Raw genomic sequence first — 21,639 nt, forward strand, 5'->3', positions numbered from 1 at the left:
CGTGGTGATGGCCATCCCGGAAGTGAAGTACTTTGGCGAGGCATGTCACGTTTGGCTGATATTGAAGTTGCTTACGAACTTTACACCACTTAGCCTTCAGCTCAATTGGCCGTACAACTACGGTGCTCTTGAAATTTGTGGGTAAAGATTAGGGATGGCAGGGGGCGATGGAAACGTTACCTTCTGAAGCCCATCGACAAAGTCGGCGTAAGGCCGGTGAGCGAATATCCGGGTCGTAACTTACGTGAACGTAGATGTAGCCTCGTAAAAGTCAAGAACCACTGGCCGAGCCTGTCAATAGTAGGCGAAGGCGGAATTCACACACCTCAACTGGCTAATAGGGAAAAGAACGTTGGCGGGGTATCAGCGGCGACACGGATAGAAAGGAGCAGTATCAACAGGGGAAACCCTCCTTGTCCCAGATAGAAATATCAGGAACGAAGGTAAGCCCTATAAGTCCCAGGGCGAAATGGGCTGACAGACAAGAGGGTGGCGGATGAGTCCGTAGTAGTGAGGATGGCAAGGACAACACAACCTTGCCGGAGCGAAGGGGCTCTGCTGTATTCCAAATCTTTCTTTAGAGGTAAAGCAGGGAAGAATGACAAAGGCTTCCATAAGTCTGCAGGAACTGAAGAGGAAGATATACATCAAGGCGAAGACCGACAAGCACTGAGTGGTTTCGGCTGGAAGCGGTGGAGTAAGGGGATATATCTACCCGAAAGCTGCTCCATATCGATAGATGTATAATGCCTTGCTGAGAAGGGAGCAGGAAAGCCGTATGAGGGAAAACCTCGCGTACGGTTTGATGTGGCAGGGGATGGAAAAGTACTATGGAAAACCTAAACGGGCACAAAGCTGGAAACGGCAGCAACAGCCAAGGGGAGACCTAATGCAACTCGCCATTCCTTGACCCTACACAAAGAATTTATTTATGCAATAATGCTGTACTGGTAAAACTATTACGAATACAATACGAAGATGCTTTATATCATGTAACCTGTCGTGGTAACGAACGGAAGTCTATATTCAGTGAGGACCACGATAGGGACGTCTTTCTTGAGTTGTTGGATGATGGGCTGAAAACATGTAATATCATCCTGTATTGTTACGTCCTCATGGATAATCATTTCCATCTGCTTTTAGAAACACCTCTTGCAAATCGCAGTAAATTTATGAGATGGTTTAACATCACCTACACTTTTCACTACAAGAAGAAGGTAAGGGGTCAAGTCTTTATCCTTGGAGAATTTGTATCGGTTCTTTTGATTGTTTGGAAATTCGGAAGGGAGCATTCTCGATTTTTTGCAAAATTTAAAAAAAGACCATAACTCGTTCCAATCTTTTCTTCCCACCGTGCTTAAAAATATTGCAATGGATAAAAAGTAGTAGAAAATATTTTACTCGCTTACCCGTGTTATATGAGCGCCGAGTTTAGACAGACGTTTTTCTATCTGTTCATATCCCCTATCCAAATGGTAGATACGGTGGATGTGGGTTGTGCCTTTTGCCACAAGACCTGCAAGCACTAGCCCGGCGCCGGCACGGAGGTCAGAAACCATGACGTGAGTACCCGAAAGAAAAGGGGACCCGTTTATTGTGGCATACGGGACGTCTACCCGAATATCTGCCCCCATTCTTCTTAATTCCGCGGAGTGGATAAATCTGTCTGGGAATATTTTTTCGGCAATTACACTTTTCCCTGATATTGTACAAAGCAAGGCCATAAATTGTGCCTGCATATCGGTGGGCAGGCATGGATATGGCATCGTTGTTATATTGGCGGGCCGGTAGGTATTATTGCTTTTCACCACGGCGGTATTGCCATTTGCAGTTACTTCCACGCCTATTTCGCGCAATTTTTCGATTGTTGCGACAAGGTGATCGTTCCTGACATTCTCCAGCGTAATTTCTCCTTTCGTTATCGCCCCGGCAATCATAAATGTTCCTGCCTCTATTCTATCAGGTATGATTTCATAGTCCACACCGTGCAATTCCTTAACGCCTTCAATGGTGAGTATGCTGCCTCCTATGCCGGAAATCTTAGCGCCGGCTTTGTTAAGGAAATAAGCAAGATCCTGCACTTCAGGTTCGCAAGCTGCATCTTCAATGATCGTTGTGCCTTCTGCCAATACAGCAGCAGTCATAACATTGCATGTCCCCAGTACCGTCGTGCCGTATTGCCCTTTTAAAGAAATACGTGTGCCTTTCAGTGTGCCTGCTGAGGCGATTACATATCCTTCATCCGTTTCAATCCTGGCGCCTAATGCCTTAAGTCCTTTCAAATGTAAATCTATAGGACGTTGCCCGATAACACATCCTCCAGGATATGAAACCTTTGCATTGCCACGTTTACTGAGTAGTGGGCCCAGAACACAGACGGACGCCCTCATTTTTCTTACCAAATCGTAAGGCGCTGTAATCTTTTCTTTATGCTCGCCATCCCGAAATATTATTCCAAGAGAACCGTCTTCGATGTGCCGGATATCTCCCCCAAGATTTTTCAATATTTTTATCTGCGTCTGAATATCGACAATATTGGGTATTCCTTTTATACGCGAGGGGCCATGGAGTAATAAACATGCAGCCATAATAGGTAATGCTGCATTTTTTGCGCCATTTATGCGTACTTTTCCTTCCAAACGATGTCCACCTTCAATTACGATCTTGTCCAATGTTGCCCTCCCTTTGTGCAATGATGATGCGTGATATGTTCTGGTAATCTTTTATGCGCTGTATCGATGTAAAGATGTTTGTATTTTTTATCATTTTTATGACCTGACGCGCTTGTTTTTCGGCTACTTCCAAAAGGAGAAAACCTGCCGGCCTTAGCCACGAATTTGCTTCTGCCAGGATACGTTCAAACATTTCCAAACCACTATTGCCGCTGATAAGAGCGGTGTACGGTTCATAATCCCTTACTTCCTGTTGCAGCTCAGATAATTCGGTGGAAGCTATATAGGGGGGGTTTGATACGATGAAATGTGCCTTTGTTTTGATGCTGCATGATTGTAACGGCTCATATACATTGCCGCAGAGAAACGTAATTTTCTCCTGCAAATGGTGTTTTTGTGTGTTCATTTTGGCGACATCCAACGCCTCGGGGGAAATGTCTATTGCCATTATTCCCGCAGTGCTTATATTTTTTGCAAGGGAAATTGCAATATTCCCACTTCCAACACCGATGTCAATGATTACAATTTCATTTTCATGGATGAAACTTTTTGCCTTTTTAATAACCGCTTCCACTAGTAATTCCGTTTCCGGACGCGGTATAAGTACCCTTTCGTCAACATAAAAGTCTGAGGACATAAATTCTGCATGGTTGGTAATGTATTGGAGCGGTACCCTTTTGGCTCTTCTCTGAACGGCCTTTTTATAGCGTGATGCTATTATGCGTTGTACGGGTTTGTCGGGGTGTGTATGAAATTGTATGCGATCACAGTTCAGCAGATGTGACAGTATAACCTCTGCGTCCAAACGGGGAGTATCAATGCCGGAACGTTGCAATTCCCTTGTTGCCCATTGAATGATATTTCCGACAGTGTTTTTAGTTGTGGACGTCTTGTTTTCTACTTTAGTACTTTTGTCATTGGGATTTGAAACAAAAGGAAAAGAAGGTTTCACGTGAGAAAATACCTCTCAACTATTCCCCATGCGGAAGCAACGGATTAACGCATGGGCGGATTTATCAAAAAACTAAATTGTTATTAAAAAAGGTATTAAGGTGAACCCTCTATTTTCCGGGATATTTTTAACGTGGTTATGTACTTGTGATCAACTGTTTTAATTGATCTTCCCGGTAGTGGTTAGCAAGGGCAGCAATAATTTCGTCCAAATATCCCAGCATGACATGTTCAAGATTATACACGGAAAAATTTATCCGGTGATCGGTGACCCTGTTTTGCGAATAATTATACGTACGAATTTTTTCGCTACGGTCGCCAGTTCCTATCTGAATTCTCCTTACTTGATCCCGTTCAAGCTGGTTTTTTTCTTCAATCGATTCATGCAAGCGGCTTCGTAGTATGCGCATTGCTTTTGCCTTGTTTTTATGCTGTGATTTTTCATCGAGACATTTTACAACAATACCGGTGGAGATATGGGTAATCCTGACGGCGGAACTCGTCTTATTTACCTTTTGCCCCCCTGGTCCGGAGGCACGGAATGTTTCTATCAGGATATCTGCCGGATTAATGTCAATTTCTACCTCTTCAACTTCAGGAAGGATGGCTACCGTTGCTGTTGAAGTATGAACCCTGCCGCTTGCTTCCGTTTGCGGTACCCGCTGAACACGATGTGTGCCGCTTTCAAAACGTAATTTCTGGTAAACATTACGACCTTCTATGGAAAAGGTGACCTCTTTGAAACCACCTAAATCAGTTTCGTTGTAATCAAACAGTTCTGTTTTCCAATTTTGACTTTCAGCATATTTAATATACATGCGAAACAGATCCGCCGCAAAAATGGCTGCCTCTTCTCCCCCGGTTCCCGCCCTGATTTCAGCAATAACGTTTTTATTGGCGGTTTTGTCTTCGGCAATAAATAATTCCTTGATTTCATCCATAATTGCCTTTTCATGGCCTTCCAGTTCATCCAGTTCCATGCGTGCCATATCTGCAAATTCCCCGTCAGATAACAGGTTTTCCGCATCCTGTTTTCTTATGTAGGTTTTTGTCAACTGGGCATATTTATGAACTATTTTGGAAAGGCATCCGTGTTCTTTCATGAGTGACATATAACGGCCGGAATCAGCTATAACCTGCGGGTCGGCCAGCAAGTTTTCCAGCTCGTTATACCGTTTTTGCATATCTTCCAATCTTTTTAATAAGTTATTATTCATCAAATAGCACTATTATTTTGTTGTACCTGGGTCTTGAATTATTTTGCTCTTTTTCAATCGTTTGTTAAAGCGGTCAATTTGGCCGGCACTATCAATAAATCTTTGTTTCCCCGTATAAAACGGGTGGCATTTTGAGCATATATCTACTGCTATTTTAGGTTTTGTGGCTCTGGTTTTAAATGTTTCTCCGCATCCGCATGTTACAACTGCCTCTATATAATTTGGATGAATACTGCTTTTCATTGCTACGTTATCTCCTCAATAAAAAAGCGCCTGCAAATATAAAAAAAATAATATAAAATATATTAACACAAACGGAAAATATTAGCAAACCAACAAATCTTGTGCAATAGAAATATTCGACTTAACCCTAAAATCAAACGTACTGCACACCCATACTTACATAGCTAAACGCCATTTTGTCTTATACGGTATTCATAAAATTCATTTGAATATCTTGTATTATTTTATAAAATGAAAAATTTATAGTATTATTTTGTTATCTTGCTATTGCGAATCAGTAAAATTATACTGTGAAATTACGTAAGCGGTAAAAGGAAACGTCAAAGATTTATTTTTAAATTTAAATTAGGCTTTAAGATGGGCACTGTTTTAATAAGGCAAGTATTGTTTTAAAATCGTTCGATTATGTTTGAATCAATCACAAATAGTTTGGAAGCTGTTCTTGGTAAATTCCGCGGGAAGGGAAGATTAACCGAAGGAAATATTAAGGACGGTTTGCACGAAGTGCGTCTGGCATTGCTTGAGGCGGACGTTAATTATAAAGTAGTAAAAAACTTCATTAAGCAGGTTACCGAGCGTTCTGTGGGTGAAGAGGTAATCAAAAGTGTTGCGCCGGGCCAGCAGGTGGTCAAGATTGTCCACGACGAACTGATTAAATTGATGGGGGAGTCTGATACCTCTATTCCTTTCAAGGAAGGGGGGCAGACGGTTGTGATGTTGGTGGGTTTGCAAGGCAGCGGTAAAACAACAACGGCTGGTAAACTTGCCAGGCTGATGCTTTCGAAAGGAAAAAAGCCGTTGCTTGCCGCAGCGGATATACAACGCCCTGCGGCTGTTGAACAATTAAAGACGCTGGGCCGGCAACTGGATATACAGGTATATTTTGAAAAAGATTTACCACCAATAAAGATATGTAGTGAAGCGATAAAATATGCAAAAGAAAACGGACATGATGTGGTAATTTTAGATACTGCAGGGCGATTACACATCGACAATGAACTGATGCTTGAATTGCGGGAAATAAAAGATACACTCACACCCGATCAAATATATTTTGTTTGTGATGCAATGACAGGTCAGGACGCGGTAAATAGCGCCAGGGAATTTGATGAGCAATTAGGTTTTGACGGGGTGATCTTATCTAAACTTGATGGTGATACGCGGGGCGGTGCGGCTCTTTCAATAAGGGCGGTTACGGGAAAACCTATTAAGTTCGTGGGCATTGGCGAAAAACTCGACCGTCTTGAGGAGTTTCATCCTGATAGGATGGCTTCCAGAATACTGGGAATGGGCGACGTAGTTTCACTGGTGGAGCGCGCACAGCAGGCCATTGATTTTGAAGAAGCGCAGAACCTTAGCCGGAAGATACAAAGTGATACGCTCAGCCTGGAAGATTTTCTCATGCAACTTCAACAGATAAAAAAAATGGGACCAATCAAAGAAATCATGGGTATGATTCCCGGTTTGGGGAACAAGATGGACGGACTTAATTTTGACGAAAAACAATTAGAAAAGGTTGAAGCGATTATCAAATCAATGACGATTCAGGAACGTTTGATCCCCGATATGATAAATGGAAGCAGAAGGCAGCGCGTAGCCAAAGGCAGCGGGACGACCGTTCAGGATGTTAATCAACTGCTTAAACAATTTAAATCGATGAAAAAACTAATGAAACATTTTAAGGGAAACGAGAAGGGGCTGAAGAAAAAGGGGATGTTTCCCGGGGGTATGCCCTTTGGCAAGGGTATGATACGGTAATTTTATCTAAAAGGAGAAAAAATGGCAGTAAGAATTAGGATGATGCGAATGGGACGTAAAAACAGGCCCTTTTACCGAATTGGCGCGTTCGATGCACATGAGGAACGGGATGGCATGGCTATTGAAAATTTAGGCACTTATGATCCTATGGAATCAAACAACGAAAAACAGGTGACTCTGAAACGAGAGAGGGTTGATTACTGGTTGAGCGTTGGGGCAAAACCAACGGAAACGGTTGCCAGCATATTTAAAAAACTTGGTATTGCGTTTAAAAAATAATACATGCGCATTGATATTTTGACATTGTTTCCCGGTATTTTTGAAAACGTACTGGGGCATAGTATCTTGAAAATCGCCAGAGAAAAGGCCCTTGTACAATACAATATTTTCAATATCAGAGACTATGCAGAAAATCAACGTTGTGTAGATGACAGACCCTATGGCGGGGGGCCTGGGATGGTAATGAAGCCGGAACCCGTTTTCAATGCAGTAGAAGCGATTGAGCGGCAAACTAACATACCCGCTAAAAAAATTTTACTAACGCCGCAAGGGCGTTGTTTTACCCAGGCTATCGCTAAAGAATTGGCAAAAGAGGCGTATCTTATGTTGATATGTGGCCACTATGAAGGGTTTGACGAAAGAATCAGAACCGGCCTTGATGTGTTTGAGTTGTCCATCGGCGATTATATTCTTTCAGGTGGAGAACTATCGGCAATGGTAGTTATTGACGCGGTAGTCCGTCTGATACCCGGTGTTTTGGGAGATAAGAACTCAATAACCGAAGAATCTTTTCATGACGGGTTATTGGAGTATCCTCAATATACCCGTCCTGCTGAATACAGAGGCATGAAAGTTCCGGAAATATTACGTTCGGGTCATCATCAAAAAATAAAGGAATGGCAAAGATATTTAGCTGAAAAAAGGACACGGGAAAAAAGGCCCGATTTATTAAACAAGAAATAGTATTATATTTACCCTGTAATAAATTATGAGGAGTGGGATCATGAATGTTATCGATGTAATAGAAAAAGAACACATGAAAACAGAAATACCAAAGTATTCTGTTGGCGATCAGGTAGATGTCTCGATCAAAATCAAAGAAGGAGAAAAGGAACGTACGCAGGTATTCAGTGGGTTGGTAATCGCAAAAAATGGCGGAGGGATACGGGAAACCTTTACCGTAAGACGCATTGTACAGGGAGAAGGCGTAGAGCGTGTTTTCCCCATTCATTCCCCAAAGGTTTTGGATGTTAAGGTAAAAAAATCAGGAAAAGTACGGCGTGCAAAGTTGTATTACATGAGGGACAGAACCAGTAAAGGTACCAGGTTGAAAGAAAAAAGGGTGGATTAAGGATATACAGGTATTCCATATGCTGAACAGACTTGGTCGAATGAACTTGTTTTCTAAAAAGCAGGGAATGAATATCTAGGAATAGTATAAAATTGCCTATTTGGCCCAGTCTGTGAAGCATAGGGTTTAACTCATGGACGGATTTTTCAAAAAACTAATAGGTTCCCTTTTTTTCCTGAAAAATATACTCAAAAAAACCAGTGACGTACAACCGCACAAGAAAGCTCTCGGTAAAAAGGGAGAAGTTGTCGCTGTGAAATTTCTGAAAAAAAAGGGATATAAGATACTACAGAGGAATTACCGGCGTAAGACCGGAGAAATTGATATTATTTGCTATGACCGCGGTTCCATTGTTTTTGTAGAAGTAAAAACGCGTGGATCCGATAGTTATGGACCTCCTGAATTAGCCGTAACAGAAGCAAAAAAAAAGCAAATTATAAAGATGGCTTCCCGCTATATTGCTGAAAAAAAAGTAGAGGGCATAGATTTGCGTTTTGATGTAGTTTCTGTTTTTTACCCGCCAGCAAAAAAACATCCTGCTATTACACTCTATAAAAATGCGTTTACAAGAACATGTAGCTAAAAGTATAGCCAAACAAATATGATTTTAGGAATTTGGCGATAAAATGGCTTTCTAAAAAACAGATTTATTTGACTAAGCATACTATACAAGCACGCCCCTTAATTCCTTTATAGAGGGGACTGGGGTGTGTAAATTTTTTTGAAAACCTTATTTGTTTGACTATAGTAGCAGTGTTTTTGATGATTGATGAACCCGTTTCAGTTCCCTGGCGTTTAAGGGATATTGATAATATCGCCGTAAGGTTATGTTTTTAAGTGGCGCTTTTTTGGTAAAGAATTTTAATAATATGATGATTATTGATACACACGCGCATCTTGATTTTCCGGAATATAAAACAGATTTGGACTCCGTTTTGTCACGTGCCAGAGAGGCAGGCGTCGGAAGTATTATTAATGTGGGAACAAGCCTTTCTACGAGTAAAAAGTGCATTGCTTTGGCGCATCGTTTTGAAAATATTTATGCAAGCGTTGGAATCCATCCGCATAGCGCCACAAAGGTTTCAGAAGAAACGTGGTATGAGCTTGAGTCGTTGATTGGAGGATCAAAAATTGTCGCGGTCGGCGAGACCGGACTTGATTATTATCGTAACAAGAGTCCTCATGAAGACCAGCAGGTACTATTCGAGAAACACCTTGCACTTGCGAAAAAGCATGATCTTCCGGTGATAATACATTGCCGCGAAGCCAGTGAGGACTGTTTAAAAATTCTGAATAAATATAAAAATGGTGGATTAAAGGGGGTTGTTCATTGTTTTAGCGGAACGGCTGAAGTGGCAAAGGCATGCCTGGATCTGGGCATGTTTTTGTCTTTTGCCGGGCCGATTACCTTTAAAAATGCGCAAAATTTGAGGGATATTGCCAAAACTGTTCCTGTCGAAAGGCTTCTTTTGGAGACCGATTGTCCTTTTTTATCCCCTCATCCGAAAAGAGGGGAGCGTAATGAACCGTCGTATTTATCCTTGGTTATCCCCGTTTTTGCTGAAATATACGGGCTTTCCCCCGAAGATATTGCACGCATTACTTCTTTTAATGCGTACGCATTATTCGGCATAGGGGAGCCTGAATTGGAGGGGAAAATAGCTTACGCTATCAGAAACTCTCTTTACATAAATTTAACGAACCGATGCTCTATGGAGTGTTCATTTTGCATGAGGACGACCTATCCTTTTGTGAAGGGGCATAATCTGCATTTAAAGCGGGAACCGACAATTGAAGAAGTACTGCAGTCGATAGGAGACCCTGGCAGATATGATGAAGTGGTGTTTTGCGGTTATGGAGAACCGACCGAACGGCTGGAAGTTTTAAAAGCCGTTGCTGCGGATTTAAAATCAAAAGGGAAACGCATCCGGCTGGATACAAACGGCCATGGGGATATTATCAATGGCAGGTCAATAGCGAATGAATTAAAAGGCCTTATTGATACCATCTGCATCAGTTTAAATGCGGAAACTGCGGAAAAATATGCTGCGATCTGCAAGCCGGTATTTGGCGAAAAAGCCTATTTTGCTTTGATACAGTTTGTTAAAGATGCGAAAAAGGTTATTCCAAATGTTCAGGTCTCTGTTGTAGAAATTCCAGGTATCGATATAAAGAAATGTAGAGAAATTGCAGTGGAGTTGGGCGTAGATTTTAGGGTGAGAAAACACGATGTCCTCGGCTGATAACAAAGAAAAAAAACTAATATTGCGTAAAGCAACAATAGAAGAGGTAGAGAAGATATATAGGCTTATCAACGGTTTCGCGTCAAAGGATGAAATGTTGCCGCGTTCCCTCAGTGAGCTTTACGAAAATATACGGGATTTTTATGTATTTATGGAGGATACCCAATTAATTGGTTGCGCCGCTTTGCATATTTTTTGGAAAGATCTTGCGGAAATAAAATCATTGGCAGTTCTGGGTTCACACCAGCGGAGAGGAATAGGAAAAAAACTCGTATCGGCGTGTATGCAGGAGGCGAAGGAACTCCGCATCGCCAAGATGTTCGTTCTTACGTATTCGCCGGAATTTTTTGAGAAATGCGGATTTTGCAGGATAGAAAAAGCGGAACTCCCTCAAAAAATATGGTCAGAATGTGTAAAGTGCCATAAATTCCCTGATTGCGGAGAAATACCGCTTATTATTGATATAAGCAAATAATGGATTTTGGCATTAAAGAAAAGGCTGGTTTCTCTTGCCCTTGCCCCGTCGCTTGCCAAAAAACTTCCTTGCTTAACGGTCATGCCAAACGGTTCTGTTCTCTTTTAGCATTTCTGTATTTAGCTTCTTTTCCTGTATTTCCTATATATTTGATTTGCATTTAATGCCGCCAGTTATAGATTTTAATAAGCATAGTTTTCAGGAATACGTTTATTGAATGATAATGTGTTCTGTTTTCACCCGTTCAATCGGCGGCATAATTTAGTTCTAAAATATTACCTTGACTTCTGATGTCCGGATTGATATTTTATCCGGACACTTTTATGGAATTTCTAAGAGCTTCTATTTTATTTGAAAAAGTAAGAAAGTGATCAGAAAAAAGCAAAACATGGTTTTCAAGGGTGGCGTAAATCTTTTTGACGCCTACAAAATACGTTTTTGTAATATTGTTGAGGAAATTTCATCAGACGACCCCCCTGAAGTATTCAATTTTACCCTGCCATCGGAACAATCGGTGAAACACATTATTGTTACCCTATGCCCCACGGAACCATGGGCATTGCCTAATTGGGTAACATTGGGACATAAAACAACGGTTTTCTTCGATAAAATAAAAGAGCTACAGACTACCATCTTCCCTGAAGCGAAATGTTCTGTTGTTATCACCAATAACGAAACCGAACATATTTCAGCAGCAAAAGAATACGCGGCTATGAATGAATGGTTGGAAGTTTTTGTTATAGATGCGAAATATCCTTACGATGACCCTGTGGTATTATCAAAAGCCATCTTAAACAAAGATATAAACTTTGGGCAGGATACGCTGTCCCAGGGTATTCTAGTTTTCGACGCGCAAACGGCATTGGCAATCCACAAAAGCCGCATTCTTAATAAGAGTGTAAATTCCCGCTTTATTGCCCTTTCGGGCACAGGTCTTAAGGAAAATGAGTTTATCAAGGTGCAGTTGGGAACAACCCTTGAAAAAATACTAAAAAACAGGGTAAAGGAGACCGCCCCTTATCGTGTGTTTATAAACGGTCCGTTAAGAGGAATGGAAGTTAACGATTTTGCTCAAAAAATTGGCTGGACGGTAAATGACATTGTTGTTCTGGCGGCGCAGGATAAGAAAGAGATGTTTCCTATGATTAACACGGATAGGCTGCATTTTACCACTAATTTGCTTGGGGAATTGCGAGCCTGCGTGTATTGTAACTTCTGTGATGATATTTGCCCTGTTAATTTAGAACCTGCTTTGTACCACCAGGCCTACAACAGAGGAGAAAAACAGAAGGTGCGTAGTTATGATATAGAAAAATGTATTGAATGCGGTCTGTGCAGTTTTGCATGCCCTTCGAAAATTGAATTGTTGCGGATCATCAAGGAATGTAAATCGCCGGATGTACAAAAAGCATGAAGAAATTACTCAATAAACTCGAATCGCCACTTAATAAGAATCTTGACAGGATAGAGACCTTTATCCATACCCACGAAACAGTCAATTTCCTTTTTGGGGCAGTTTTTGAAGCGTTTGACGGTTTGTTGCGCAGCTCCAAACATACAGCGCAGACACAGCCCTTTATCCGAAACAACACGGACACGAAAAAGTTTATGGGTGCTGTGCTTATTGCGCTGACAATGGGATGGGTGTTTCCTGCGATGTATTTTTACGGGTTACAGTGTGTGATTTCGAAATTGATTGTTTCACTTGTTGTTGGGGTGTTTGTTGTTGATGTGATATGGGCAATAATTGCCAGGGAAGATCACATTAGTGAGGGAGGGTTTGTTTCGTGCCTGCTCGTTCCCGCCATTCTGCCACCACAAGCGCCTCTCTGGCTGATAGGCTTTGGCGCAGCAATGGCCATTATCTTCAGAAATATATTGGGAGGCGTTGGGTACAATTTGGTGAATCCTGCGCTATTTAGCCGATTGTTCCTGACAATATGTTTCCCGTCACTTTTGGCGACAGGCTACCAGATGCCTTTTGTCGGTATACCTGATCTTCATACCTTGCGGTATGGGCTTGATACCATTACCCACGCTACCCCGCTTACCGCGTTTAAGACAGACGGCACCATCACTTCTTATTTTTCCCTGCTCATAGGTACTGCGAATGGCTCTTTGGGAGAAACCTGCCGATTAGCACTTATACTGTCCGGTATATGGCTTGTAAAAATGAAGGTTGCGAACTGGCGGTTGCCGGTGTCCTATTTTGGCAGCGTGTTTATCTTTTCAGGTATGTTTTTATTCCTGTCAAAGGAAAATGTTGCCCCGCCTATTTTTCAGCTCCTGAGCGGAGGGTTAGTATTGGGCGCTTTTTATATGATTACGGATCCTATTACAGCAACCTATAATCAGAAGGCGAAGTGGATATATGGCATAGGGTGTGGATTTATTACCGTGTTGCTAAGGAATTATACCACACTGTCTGAAGGGGCAATGTATGCTATATTGCTTATGAATTTGCTTGCAATACCCATTCAATCGTTGGTGGTAAAAATAAGATACCGCACCTGAAATAACAAAAGATAACGGCAAAATAGTTTACAACCACTAATTTAACTATCACAAAGTTTTAGCGAAACATAATTTATGGAAGAATTTAAGACGTTTATACTCCGTATTTTCTCGATCCTTTTCATTGCGTTTATTCCGTGTACCGGATTGTTTTTGGTATATTTTTATACAGCGCCGAAAATTGCCGCATATCATGAAATAAAGGAAAAACGTGCGGTTCTTGATATCTTTGGAATTCCATACCGTACAACTGAAAAAACCATCATGGGTTTTACTATCAAAGGGTATGATAAAGATAATATAAGAGAAGTATTTGATACGTCGATAACCGTTGAAGAAACCGAAGCCGCCGGGGTAAAAACTGAAGAAGAGGGAAAGGTATATAAATTCATAAAAGACGGGGAATTGCAAGGGGTAGGGTTTATCAGGTCAAGGATTGGATATGGATATAATAAATCAAGCGCCATGTCTTTGTTTATTTGCCTGAAACCTGACATGGAAACGCTGAAAGGGATAGAAGTATTGGACCACAGCGAGACTCCTGGGCTTGGTGGAAGAATGACGGAAGATATATTTAAAAAGCAATTTGTTGGAATGAAATTAAAACCGCAAATCAAGATGGTTAAGGAGCGGAAAGCTACGGGTGATAATGAATTTGATGCTATAACCGGTGCTACCAATACAAGCAGGGGTATTGAGGAGTTTATCAATGACGCAGTACAGGAATTTTGGAGAAAATCCGGAGAACAGAAATGGTAGGACTAAAGCGACATATACGAAAAACTTCTAAATTTTTCTTGAGAGACAATCTTATTTTAACCGCAGGCGCCGGTTTAGGGTTTTGTTCTGCTTTGGCGGTAACGAATAAACTCGAAAATTCTCTGACGATGGGACTTGGTGTGTTGTTTGTTGCAATGGGGAGTTTTTCCTTAATTTATCCATTTCGAAGATTAATAACCATAGCGGGATCACACCACAAGATTTCGCTTTTAATGATTATTGTTTCGGTGTTTGTGACCATTTTTGCATTCTTTGCCCAGGCGTTTGTGCCGGAGGTGGCTGCCAGTATCAGGGCATATATCGACCTTATTACCACTAATTGTATAGTGCTTGCCGTAATTTCTGAAGGGTTAACGGTGCCATTCTGGGAAGCGCAGAAAAAGATTTTAAAGGCGTGTATGGGATATGCTTTTGCGCTGATATTGCTTGCCTTTCTGCGGGAACCGCTGGGTTTTGGCACGATTATGGGCTTTTCCGTAATTCCGGAAACGTTTCCTCGCGTTGTGTTAATGATAACTCCCGTGGGAGGATTTTTCGCATTGGCGGGATTTCGCCTCATGATGCGTCCTTTCTTGCTCAAGGCAAGGATTGTCTATCAGGAAGCGGCTTCATGTGAATGCGCCGCTGTTGAGACACCGGAAGAAGGCCCTGTTCCTGCCCCGCGTTCAAAGTTTGAAATTTCCCGAAAATCGTTAATTACCATCGGGCTGGGCATCTGTTTGTTTATAAGTATCATTGTACACATTCGTACCAGCCCGACATTGCATACTCAGTTTCTTATTTTTTTGCCAATATTATTAAATGCCCTTTTCTTTGATGGTATAGTACTCAGTAAACTTTTAGGCATATGCCCGTTGCTCAATAAATCACGGCAAATAGATGCGGCATGGAAAATGGGGATTGCCGTAATTATCGTTATGACGCTTTCTACTGCTTTAAACTGGGTGGTATATAATAAGGTGTTGATAATGGGAAGCGATGTTTTAGCAAAATATTCATCCATGTCAATACGGCTGGAGAAAATCTTCTACCTGACAGTATTTATTGTAACCATTGCCGTATTTGTGCAAACATTAAGCGTGATGCTTAGAAAATTTGCACGAACGGCATATGAACAAATGGGGCAGTTTCTTGAACTAATTACCGTAAATTGTATTGTACTTGCCAGTGCAACATTTACCATTCCTACAGGCACATCTTTTATGGTTTCAACCATTACTGCGTTTGGGTATGGACTTCACTGGCTAATGGTTACTGTTTGGCTTGCATTGTTGAGACGTCAGCGTCTCTTTGTGCCAACAAATGCATGGGATGAAGATACAATAGCAATCCTTTTACTTGGCATAATGGCCGCTATATTTACCGGCATTGGAATGATTCGTATTTTTTAGGTTGGAGTAAACATGCTTACCCCTTTATTTTTAGGCGCAGGTATTCTCGCCGTACTCATATTGGCACTAAGTTTAGTGTGCGAGATCATCTTCCAGTTTTTCGGGCGTGGGGCAAAACAAAAGCTAACTGTTATAAGTGATGATGAGTTTAAGAAAGAGCTTAATATTGAAGGCGGAGAAAGGCTCTTATCATTATTACAAAACAATGGCTTTAATATTCCGGCGGCGTGTGGAGGGATGGCAACATGCGGTCAGTGTAAAGTGAAACTTTATACCGATGTCGGTTTGTATACGGCCGTTGAAACGCCGCATTTTGATATGCGCTCCCGGGAAAATGCAAAAAAATTTCTGGAAGATGGTATCGGAGATGGTTATGAACGTCTGGCATGTCAGGTGCGGGTGGAGAAGGATGTTAGTTTGTACCTGTCAAAAGATACCCTCAATGTAAAAAAGTACACAGCCAGGGCAGTCAAAAAGATTCTGATCACCAGCGATAAAATGGAAATATGGCTTAAACCTTCAAAGCCTATTGCGTATAAACCCGGTCAATATATTCAATTAATGCTTCCGGAAGATTTTGTGGAGGAACATTATAATAAATACGAAACTCATATAAAGAAGGCGTGTGAAAATCTGGGGAAAGAATTTATTCCTTATAAACCGGGGAATGCCATGTATAGAGGCTATTCGCTCGCTTCATACGAACCAGACCTTTTAAAGCTTATTGTTCGATTGGCCCCCGTAGATCCTTCAAAGGCGGTGGAAAGTGGTGGCGCCCCATGCATCGGGCCTAGTTGTGTACATCACTATACCCAGGAACGGAGTTTGTGGAATTTCTTTCTCGGCGAAAAAATACATTTTACAGGACCTTACGGCCATTTTTCTCTGAAAACAGAACCACACACTGCGGTATTTGTGGCTGGAGGGGCAGGACTTGCACCAATATTGGCGTTATTGGAACAATGGTTCATAGAGGGAAGGCAGGAGAAGGCGATATTTTTCCTGGGAGAAAGGCGACTCCAGGATATTCCAATGATGTATTTGCCCAAATGGTTAAAGTGGCAAATGCAAAACCCCAATTTTAAATTCATTCCTGTACTTTCCGGTGCGTTTCGCGATGACGACCCTGCCATGTTAAATGAAATAGATAAGAAGTGCTTTTTGAGTCTTGCCGATGAGGGTAAACAACTAGCTAAAAAACAAGGATACATTGATGAGCAGGAGCAACAATGGCAGGGGGAGAAGGGATTTATAGGGCCGCTGCTCAATAAATACCTTACCCCTGACCCTGATATAGCATTTTATCTCTGCGGGCCGGCGCCTATGACCGTTACCGTAATTGATGCTGCCGCCAACGTGCTGAATCTCCAAAAAGAAAACGCACTGTTTGATGATTTTACCGGCACGCTTACTCCTTCGGTAGATATTCTTTACCAAAAATTAGAGTTAAAAGAAAAAATGCTTGCCGCAAACATACCAGATGCCGGGAAAATCATCGAAAAACTTACCTTCACACTGGTTGTACAACTACTTTTAAGGGATAAAATTGAAGAAGGCTACAGTTTTATCGGGAAGGTGAGAAATATCCTCGAAACCTCAGGGCAAAAAGATAAGGACCTCGTTGCTTTGCTGGATTCATATAAAAAATAACACCTGCCTACCCGCCGCATGATTCATTCTTCTCAAAGATTAAAACCTGAGTAACGATCTAGTTTTTTTGAAAAAGTATGGGTGAAGCGTTTTGCCCATTTGAGCATGAACGTATTTATGACAATTTACAGCAAATGCTTAGCCCCTACACTGTGCAGTAAACATCGTTATTATTAGAATTTTTCAAAAAACTAAAGTGTTACACACTCTGACAAATTACACTCTTTTATAGAAAGAGTAAAATAAAAACAATAAATGGTACTCAGCATACCAAACCTGAAAAAAAACATACCTCTCGCCCCTTTTACTACTTATAAAATAGGCGGTCCCGCTGATTGGTTTGTTGAAGTACATACCACCGAAGAATTAACACAAGCGGTATTAGAGGCAAAGCGCAGAAAAACCCCTTATTTTTTGCTTGGCTGCGGCGCAAATATCTTATTTACCGATAAGGGATTTCGCGGTCTTGTGATCAGAAATCTTGCAAACAAAACGACCTTCCTTGAAAAGAATAAATTGGTTGCGGAAAGTGGCGCGATTATTGGCGACCTTCTTAATCTATGCTATCAACGAGGACTATCAGGGTTTGAGCATTTTGTGGATATTCCGAGTACTGTAGGCGGCGCAATATGGCAAAATCTGCATTTTTTATCTCCTGACAGAAAACACACCATATTTATTTCCGGAATAGTCAGCAAGAGCCGTATTTTAGCGGAAGATGGGAATAGTACAACGGTTGATGGTGAGTACTTCCGGTTTGGATATGATACGAGTATCTTGCATAAACAGAAAGATATTGTGCTTGATGTAACCTTCCAGCTTTCACAAAAACCGAAATCAGAAATAAAATCAGTTATGGAAGCGAATCGGGAGTGGCGCAAAACAAAACAGCCTCAATTGCCGGAATTTCCCAGTTGCGGCTCAGTTTTTAAGAAAATAGAGGATGTTGGGGCAGGAAGATTGATAGAACAGGCGGGGCTGAAGGGAATGCGCATTGGCGACGCAGAAATTTCCGGAAAACACGCAAATTTTATCGTTAATTTGGGAAATGCTAAGGCAAACGATGTTTTGGCGCTAATTCAATACACACAGAAAACGGTAAAAGAAAAATCAGGCTATTCGCTGAATACAGAAATTATGGTTGTTGGAGAACCATAAATTGATTGTATAATCTACATCCATAGAAAACACATATGATAGATTTAGAGAAAATTAAGACGGTTGCCATAGCAATACTCAATGACCCGGAACATTTTTTGGTTAAAAAATATTACCGGTCGAAGCCCCCGAAAGGTTTTCGCATAGAATTATTTCTGGCAGGAAAATGCAAGCAAATACATAATGTCTTTAAAAAGTACGAATGCGATAATCACATTATAAAGGGTATTGGGTGGGGGAGGAAAATGTCCGGTACAATTTCCTTAAAAAATGTAAAAAGAGTTATTGACTTCAGACCATCGGCAAAAAAACAAGAAACGGCTTTTTGCCGCTATTGTGAAAAGCGTGTTGTGCCGGAGAGAATTCATAAATTGGATTTCGGCGATGTTATACTCTTTTTCTTTACAGCAGGGTTATGGGCAATTCTGCTCTTTTTTATGTATCTTTTTATTAGAAAATGCCCTTATTGCAATCACAGCCTGAGAAGACTCAAACCTCTTTCAAAGGGGAAAACAAACGATACCTGAATTGCTGTAACCATAAATGAAAAGAAACAACCCTAAGGTGCTGCTTTTTCGCACCAAATCCACTAATATAATAATGGAACGGCGGATTCGCTGTCGTGATATACACGGATGGGTTTATAAATTGTGATTTAATTATTTTACGCAATCAAAACTGATTCCGCAGTCTAAATTCCATCGGATGTGGATTAAGATAATATTGCGATTTCAGGTATTCTTTATCATATTTATGAGCATAATGCCGTAGAAGAGTTACAGGTACAATCAGGGGACTCTGTTTTTCGCGATACTGTTCGATAATCCCCAATAATTCTTTTTTCTCCCAGGAAGACAACTCTCTTTTAAAATACCCCAAAATATGCTGCAAAACGTTGATATTTTTCTTTACGGTTGCTTTTAATTTTAATGCCGTCATTAATGTCTTGCAATATTGATCAAACAAATCTTTCTTTCCGGTTCCGCCCGGCTGAGCCGCCATTTTACCGAGGTCTTTGACTGTTTCTGTACTATGGGACATAATTAATAATTTATGGTTTGCATGAAAAGTTGTAAGGCCCTTTATAGAGCCGTCTTCTTTCAGGAATTTCTTCCACCGGTAAAACACAAATACGTTTTCTATAAAATTTTCCCTTCTTTCAGGAACCTGAAGATGACAATCGTCTTCCGTCGGAACGTAGGTAAATTTTTCCATAAATCCCCTGGCAAACAAGCCGATGCCCTTCCCGACAGAAATGCCAGATGAAGATGGATATACCTTTATTCCCTGCATACCACAGCTTGGAGATTTACTCTTAAACACAAAACCGCTCACGTTTTCATGTTCAAGCGCTACCACCTTACTGCGGATCCATTTTTTCATCTGAACGGTGTAGTCTTTATGCGTTTTTATGGTAAGAATGCGAGGGTTTTCCGGATCTCCAACCAACTGCATTGATTCTCTTGGAGTGGGAAGGCCGCATTCCACTTCGGGGCACACAGGAACCCACGTAATAAATTTTCCAAATGTATATTTCAAATAATGGTCAAGCTTGTGTCCTCCATCATGCCGAACATTTTCACCAAGCAGGCATGCGCTAATCCCCAATTTGATCTTTTCATTCATTTGCTTCTGTGCTAAAACGTGTTGCCGGTAGTGTAGGGGCAAAGCATTTGCCCCTACTATTGCTATCTTACAGGAACAATTTCAGCCCTTCTGTTAAGGGCACGGCCTTCTTCTGTAACATTGGGGGCAATAGGATGTTTAAATCCAAAACCCGTCGTAGAGATACGCGATTCATGAATACCCTTCTCTACTAAATAATCTTTTACCGCCAGCGCTCTTTTTTGGGAAAGGTCGATATTATATTTCATTGAACCGATATTATCCGTGTGCCCTTCTATTCTTATTTGCAAATCAGGATTTTTTTCCAAAACATCCACAATGTTGGTAAGGTTCGATTCAAATTCTTCTTTAATATCCCATTTCTTATATTCAAAGGCGATTCCTTTTACCACCCAGCATCCTCTGGAATCCACAATAGCTCCTTCCGGAGTATCCGGACATTCATCGTCTTCATCGTAAACACCATCGCCGTCGCTGTCTTGTTTAGGAATATCGGTCAAAAATACTCTTTTAACAAAGTTTGCCATATTCCCGCTGGAAGCAATTTCATCAGCAGTTACAGAAAAACCACAGGTTGCGGACCGTGCAAGTTTTCTGAGCGCCTCTTTCCCCTCAGGAGTATTTCCCACATGAATGGTATAAAAGCATGTCTTCTCTCCATACAGTTCTTTTAAATCCTTTATTTTCTCCAGGGGAGTGCCTATTAAATTTTCGCCGTCACTCACAAAAATCACCGCATTTTGTCCCACCGACGTTAGCAGTTGATTTGATGCGTCAGCAATAGCGTTTCCGGCAGGGCTGCTTCCTTTAGGATAGATTGCCATATTTAACGCGTTTTCTAAAAGGTCTCGTGAGTGATGTGTGAGTTCATAAACAATAAATGTCTTCTTTAACGGCGTAAAAAATCCGTGTCCAAATGTTACAAGGGCGCTATTTACATCGACTTCAGGCAATGTTTTGTTCATGCGCGATATAATATCTTTGGCCACGTCAAATTTTGGATGCCCTTTATTAACGATACCGGTATATACTGTTTCCATAGAGGCAGAGGCATCTAAAATGATAACAAAACTTTCAATCTTCGGTGCATACTTCACACTAAGGGATTTTGCGCTTAAATCTTGCGGGACGAATGATTCAAGAGGTTCGGGGTGTTTTTTTTCAAACGTGATAGATTTGAGTTGAGCACAACCTGTAAGAACAGCAAGCGTCATTGTAACAAGCAATACCAACAAACATGTTTTTTTCATAACTATTCCTTTATAAGATTAAAAGATAATTTGCCGTCATAGGGTTCTGCATAAGAACGGAAACACAATGCTATTAAACACGTTGTTCTTTTATGCGATGTTTTTAGCACATAAGTCAAATTTCAGAAGAAATTGTCTGCAAACCACAGATTGCGTTATTTTAGCAGATAAAAATATCAATAAACATAGAAATAGTATAATCCAAAATCCGTCTAACACGCTGAAAATGTTATACCTAAATCCTGCAAACGATTTTCGCAATGCGAAAATCAGTATTTTCCACTACCAAGATTGGCAAAAAGCGATAACAGATATCCGTTTTTTAGCAATTGTGGTAGCGCTATTGTACTACTTTAAACA

Annotated in this window: 22 protein-coding genes; 15 read left to right on the forward strand and 7 right to left on the reverse strand. The window is 41.1% G+C overall.

Features of this window, described 5'->3' with window-relative positions; genetic code table 11:
• The first annotated feature begins 489 nt into the window (after positions 1-489).
• Complete coding sequence (locus QZT26_RS10090; protein WP_295101922.1) at positions 490-747, forward strand: hypothetical protein; 258 nt, start codon at positions 490-492, stop codon at positions 745-747.
• A 236-nt stretch (positions 748-983) separates the two neighbouring features.
• Here QZT26_RS10090 and QZT26_RS10095 read toward each other — a convergent pair whose 3' ends face one another.
• The 5 genes from QZT26_RS10095 to rpmE form a co-directional block, all read right to left on the reverse strand.
• Positions 984-1,127, reverse strand: coding sequence for a hypothetical protein (locus QZT26_RS10095; protein ID WP_295101923.1), 144 nt, complete (start codon positions 1,125-1,127; stop codon positions 984-986).
• A 270-nt stretch (positions 1,128-1,397) separates the two neighbouring features.
• Positions 1,398-2,672: a UDP-N-acetylglucosamine 1-carboxyvinyltransferase gene (murA, locus tag QZT26_RS10100; protein WP_295101924.1), complete on the reverse strand. Its 1,275-nt coding sequence runs from the start codon at positions 2,670-2,672 to the stop codon at positions 1,398-1,400.
• Positions 2,653-3,624 carry a peptide chain release factor N(5)-glutamine methyltransferase gene (gene prmC, locus QZT26_RS10105; protein WP_099326971.1) on the reverse strand — a complete coding sequence of 324 codons (972 nt, stop codon included), beginning with the start codon at positions 3,622-3,624 and terminating at the stop codon, positions 2,653-2,655. Before prmC ends, murA begins: the two co-directional genes overlap by 20 nt.
• Positions 3,625-3,760: 136 nt before the next feature.
• Positions 3,761-4,840, reverse strand: a complete 1,080-nt coding sequence (prfA, locus tag QZT26_RS10110) for a peptide chain release factor 1 (protein ID WP_099324180.1) — start codon at positions 4,838-4,840, stop codon at positions 3,761-3,763.
• Positions 4,841-4,852: 12 nt separating this feature from the next.
• The gene (gene rpmE / locus QZT26_RS10115; protein ID WP_099324179.1) at positions 4,853-5,083 is read right to left on the reverse strand and encodes a 50S ribosomal protein L31; all 231 of its coding nucleotides are present in this window, start codon (positions 5,081-5,083) and stop codon (positions 4,853-4,855) included.
• 405 nt (positions 5,084-5,488) lie between these two features.
• On the opposite strand from rpmE, the gene ffh reads away from it, so the two are divergent.
• From ffh to QZT26_RS10185, 14 genes are all read left to right on the forward strand, one after another.
• Positions 5,489-6,841 (forward strand): signal recognition particle protein, encoded by a 1,353-nt coding sequence (ffh, locus tag QZT26_RS10120; RefSeq protein ID WP_205713385.1) that lies wholly within the window; start codon positions 5,489-5,491, stop codon positions 6,839-6,841.
• Positions 6,842-6,862: 21 nt separating this feature from the next.
• A complete protein-coding gene (rpsP, locus tag QZT26_RS10125; RefSeq protein WP_295101927.1) occupies positions 6,863-7,120 on the forward strand; it encodes a 30S ribosomal protein S16 in 258 nt (85 codons plus the stop codon).
• Between the two features lie 3 nt (positions 7,121-7,123).
• Positions 7,124-7,804, forward strand: a complete 681-nt coding sequence (gene trmD, locus QZT26_RS10130) for a tRNA (guanosine(37)-N1)-methyltransferase TrmD (RefSeq protein ID WP_099324176.1) — start codon at positions 7,124-7,126, stop codon at positions 7,802-7,804.
• Between the two features lie 40 nt (positions 7,805-7,844).
• Positions 7,845-8,192, forward strand: a complete 348-nt coding sequence (rplS, locus tag QZT26_RS10135; RefSeq protein WP_099324175.1) for a 50S ribosomal protein L19 — start codon at positions 7,845-7,847, stop codon at positions 8,190-8,192.
• Positions 8,193-8,325: 133 nt separating this feature from the next.
• Positions 8,326-8,775: a YraN family protein gene (locus tag QZT26_RS10140; RefSeq protein ID WP_295101929.1), complete on the forward strand. Its 450-nt coding sequence runs from the start codon at positions 8,326-8,328 to the stop codon at positions 8,773-8,775.
• Positions 8,776-9,061: 286 nt separating this feature from the next.
• Positions 9,062-10,435 (forward strand): TatD family hydrolase, encoded by a 1,374-nt coding sequence (locus QZT26_RS10145; protein WP_295101931.1) that lies wholly within the window; start codon positions 9,062-9,064, stop codon positions 10,433-10,435.
• Positions 10,422-10,910 (forward strand): N-acetyltransferase, encoded by a 489-nt coding sequence (locus QZT26_RS10150; RefSeq protein WP_230405765.1) that lies wholly within the window; start codon positions 10,422-10,424, stop codon positions 10,908-10,910. Before QZT26_RS10145 ends, QZT26_RS10150 begins: the two co-directional genes overlap by 14 nt.
• Positions 10,911-11,298: 388 nt before the next feature.
• Entirely contained in the window at positions 11,299-12,324 is a 1,026-nt protein-coding gene (locus QZT26_RS10155) for a 4Fe-4S dicluster domain-containing protein (protein WP_295101933.1), read from the forward strand.
• The gene (locus QZT26_RS10160; protein WP_295101935.1) at positions 12,321-13,424 is read left to right on the forward strand and encodes an RnfABCDGE type electron transport complex subunit D; all 1,104 of its coding nucleotides are present in this window, start codon (positions 12,321-12,323) and stop codon (positions 13,422-13,424) included. Before QZT26_RS10155 ends, QZT26_RS10160 begins: the two co-directional genes overlap by 4 nt.
• Positions 13,425-13,499: 75 nt before the next feature.
• Positions 13,500-14,183 carry an FMN-binding protein gene (locus tag QZT26_RS10165; RefSeq protein ID WP_295101936.1) on the forward strand — a complete coding sequence of 228 codons (684 nt, stop codon included), beginning with the start codon at positions 13,500-13,502 and terminating at the stop codon, positions 14,181-14,183.
• Positions 14,177-15,595, forward strand: coding sequence for an Rnf-Nqr domain containing protein (locus QZT26_RS10170; RefSeq protein ID WP_099324169.1), 1,419 nt, complete (start codon positions 14,177-14,179; stop codon positions 15,593-15,595). Before QZT26_RS10165 ends, QZT26_RS10170 begins: the two co-directional genes overlap by 7 nt.
• A 12-nt stretch (positions 15,596-15,607) precedes the next feature.
• Positions 15,608-17,245 (forward strand): 2Fe-2S iron-sulfur cluster-binding protein, encoded by a 1,638-nt coding sequence (locus QZT26_RS10175; RefSeq protein ID WP_295101938.1) that lies wholly within the window; start codon positions 15,608-15,610, stop codon positions 17,243-17,245.
• 255 nt (positions 17,246-17,500) lie between these two features.
• Positions 17,501-18,403: a UDP-N-acetylmuramate dehydrogenase gene (gene murB / locus QZT26_RS10180; protein ID WP_099324167.1), complete on the forward strand. Its 903-nt coding sequence runs from the start codon at positions 17,501-17,503 to the stop codon at positions 18,401-18,403.
• A 35-nt stretch (positions 18,404-18,438) separates the two neighbouring features.
• A complete protein-coding gene (locus QZT26_RS10185) occupies positions 18,439-18,930 on the forward strand; it encodes a hypothetical protein (RefSeq protein WP_099324166.1) in 492 nt (163 codons plus the stop codon).
• A gap of 145 nt (positions 18,931-19,075) precedes the next feature.
• On the opposite strand, the gene QZT26_RS10190 is transcribed toward QZT26_RS10185, so the two are convergent.
• Together QZT26_RS10190 and QZT26_RS10195 are read right to left on the reverse strand one after the other, a co-directional pair.
• Positions 19,076-20,029: a DUF523 and DUF1722 domain-containing protein gene (locus QZT26_RS10190; RefSeq protein ID WP_295101941.1), complete on the reverse strand. Its 954-nt coding sequence runs from the start codon at positions 20,027-20,029 to the stop codon at positions 19,076-19,078.
• 62 nt (positions 20,030-20,091) lie between these two features.
• Positions 20,092-21,279, reverse strand: a complete 1,188-nt coding sequence (locus QZT26_RS10195) for an OmpA family protein (RefSeq protein ID WP_295101942.1) — start codon at positions 21,277-21,279, stop codon at positions 20,092-20,094.
• Positions 21,280-21,639: the final 360 nt, after the last annotated feature.

Source organism: uncultured Candidatus Kuenenia sp., from assembly GCF_900696675.1.
Classification (GTDB): Bacteria; Planctomycetota; Brocadiia; order Brocadiales; family Brocadiaceae; genus Kuenenia; species Kuenenia stuttgartiensis_A.